At 68.6% G+C, this 2,878-nt stretch carries 4 protein-coding genes; all 4 read right to left on the reverse strand.

Annotated elements, in window-relative coordinates; translation table 11 throughout:
* A partial coding sequence (locus ACIPR8_RS20005; RefSeq protein WP_446542181.1) for a hypothetical protein occupies positions 1 to 1,579 on the reverse strand: 1,579 nt, incomplete at its 3' end.
* Entirely contained in the window at positions 1,576 to 1,728 is a 153-nt protein-coding gene (locus tag ACIPR8_RS20010; RefSeq protein WP_446542182.1) for a hypothetical protein, read from the reverse strand. The genes ACIPR8_RS20005 and ACIPR8_RS20010, both read right to left, overlap by 4 nt.
* Positions 1,729 to 1,865: 137 nt before the next feature.
* The gene (locus ACIPR8_RS20015; RefSeq protein WP_446542183.1) at positions 1,866 to 2,249 is read right to left on the reverse strand and encodes a hypothetical protein; all 384 of its coding nucleotides are present in this window, start codon (positions 2,247 to 2,249) and stop codon (positions 1,866 to 1,868) included.
* Between the two features lie 123 nt (positions 2,250 to 2,372).
* Positions 2,373 to 2,878 (reverse strand): phage tail tube protein (locus ACIPR8_RS20020; RefSeq protein ID WP_446542184.1); only part of this gene is annotated, 506 nt, incomplete at its 5' end.

Raw genomic sequence — 2,878 nt, forward strand, 5'->3', positions numbered from 1 at the left:
CGGCACCGAGCGCCTGGGCGTTCGGACGGTAGGCGAACCGGCGGGTCAGGTTCGGCGCATCATCGGGCAGCGCGATCAGATCCTCGGCCAAGTGGGCGGCGATGACCTCGAAGGCTGGCACCGCCACCGACTCAGGCGCCACCACCCGCGCCACGCGCAGCACGCCATCCGGCGCCTGGTACATCCCAGCGCCATAGCTCGGCAGGATCGCCCCCAGCGCCGCGCGCGCCGTCACGGCCTCGCGGGAGTAGTACCCCACCCCGCCGTAGCCCGTGGCCGCGTCGATGCTGCTGGCGTCCCCTGCGGCCCATGCCGCTTTGCCGATCCGTCGGAACACATCGCCAAGGGCCTGCCGCAGCGTCGCCGGCTGCTGCCCGGCGCTGACGCTGGACACGTCGGCGACCACCGGGCCTTCCGGCGGTGACTGCATCAACAGTTGCTGCCCGTCCGGCGCGAGCTGGAACGTGCCCGGCTCCATCAGGTCGCCGCGATCCATCACCGCCGCGACGTGCACCGGGCCGTCGGCCAGGAACAGCGCCGAGCCATCGGAGTTGGCGCCCAACGCCGGCACGCTCGCCACCGCACCGATCACCACCGGCTGTGCACTCCAGGCCAGGCCTGGGATGTTGGGTAGGAACACCGCGCGGGTGATGGGCTCGTCCAGGTCGGTATGCGCGTCCAGCAGCGAAAGTCGCTTGTCGCCGTCGCCCGCAATCTCTACGCGATCGATCACGAACCGGCCCACCGCCACGGTGTCGGCGAGCATTCCGCCCGCCGGTCCCTGCCGGATGGAGACCGGCTGGCCGGCGCCGCCGGACAACGCCAGGGCATCCAGCAGCCCATCGGCGTCGTGGACAAGGCAGTCTGCAACGGTCGTCTGCGTCGCCGAACCGCCCCACACCCAGAAGTCCAGCGCCGACACGATGGTCACGCCCTCGGCCAGCAAGCCCTCATAGCGCGCGTTGGGCGGGGTGTCTCCCGGCGCCGTCAGGAAGTCCGCATCCGCGATCCCCTGCGCCGCGGTGGACAGGCGGCGCAGGGGCCAGCCCGCCGCGGCCGGCGGCCCGCTGGCAACCCACTGCCCAGCGTTGACCGCAAGAATCAGGCCCCCCGCCTTGCTCGCACCCAGCGACGCGGCGAAGTACAGGGGGCCATCAAGCGTCGCCGAACCGGTGTGCACCAGCGAACCATTGCGGTAGAGCCGCACGGTATTGGGCGTGCCGATGACCAGCTCCACGCCCACCATGTCGCCCTTGACCACCGGCGGCAAGCCGGAGGCCACCGTAGCGCCGCCCACGCGCAACGTGCCGGCGGCCAGGTTCCAGCCAATGCCCCCAATCGCACCCAGAACGACAGACAGCGAGGCGCTGGAGTTGACCACACCCACGACCGCCTGCAGATCATCGTCGCCCCACACGGCGAACTCCACGCCCACCGTGCCGGCGTCCTGGGGAATGTCCGAACGGGCCGTGCGGTTGATGTCGGCCGCCGCCGTCGTGGCAAGGGTCAGGCCGCTATCGCGCGCGGACAGCGCCGGGCCGATGGGAACTGCGGCGAACCGCCCGAAGGTCTCGCTCATAGGGAATCAAACCATTTCTGGGCTTCGTCCTCTTCCAGGACCGGCACCAGTGCGTTGAGGAAGTCGTCCAGCGGGCGCTTGCTGCCTGCGGGACTGTGGGTCGCTATGGTGTAGGCCACAAGCGCGGCGGGCTTCTGATGCAGGCTCACGGGGTCAATAGGGTTCCGCTTGTGGAACTCCCACATCTCCAGAAACTGGCGCCGCGACATAGTGGCGCGCAGCTCTTGGACGGGCCTGCGGTACGTCACAGACAGGACGCACCAGAACCAGTCCTCGCCCTTGCGGCTTAAGCGTTTCCCGCCTGCTCCGCTGCAGCCGCCGCCTTATCGCCGAAACCGGCGTGCTTCAGCGCCACGTCCTGGAACTTGGCCGCAATCGGCGGCTTGAGCCGCGCGGCGTCCTCCACCGACATGATCGGCTTGCCGTCGGCATCGCAGATGGTGGCGGCGATCAGCTTGGCGCGGTCGCCATCGGCCCACAGCTTGCGGAACTCGGCATCCGGCAGCTCGCGCACATAGAACTCGGCAGTCACGCCGGTGCCCAGCTCGATGGTGTCCGGGCGCACGTCCGGCGAGGCGAACATGCCCAGATCCTTGAAGGCGTTCAACAGCGGCTTGGGGACGGCGGTGTCGGTCACCGCGCTGGTGTTGGTTTCGTTGGTCTTGCTCATGGCCGTTTCCTTGTACTGGAGGCAGACCGTGCGGGCCGCGCACGGCGAACACGCGGAGGTTCCGCACGATCTGCCAAAGAGAAGGCCCGCCGAAGCGGGCCAGGTGCATGCCGTTGGTGCCGGTTACGGGCCGACCGGCGGGCGGTGCGTGGTGACGGCGCCGGAGCCGCGGATGGTGATGGTGGCCTTCCACACATCGTTGTCCTGGCTGGTGACGGCGAAGTTCTGCACGAAGCCGTCGAACTGCTTGGACAGGACCGTGGTGGGCGGGGTGATAACGCCATCGACGGCGGCCGGCTTGGCGACGCCTTCGGTCTCGGACAGCGGCGCGGTGACCAGCCAGTTCACGACGGCGCCGGTCTTGTGCAGATCCTCGATCTTCTCGTGGTCCGCCGAGTCGTAGATGACCTCGATGCTGGTGCTACCGGTCTGCTTGCGGCCGGCAACGAACTGATCCCAATCGTCGTCGTAATCGGAGATGTCGATCTCCGATGCCTGGCCGTCGGGGAAGCCGACGCTGCGCAGACGGGTCACCTTGATGACCTCGGTTGCCGCGATGGCAACGAACAGCTGGGAGTGCTTGGACTTGATGACCTGTCCCATAGGGGTTTCCTTGTGTTGTGCCCGTC

The organism is Stenotrophomonas sp. LARHCG68 (genome assembly GCF_052871705.1).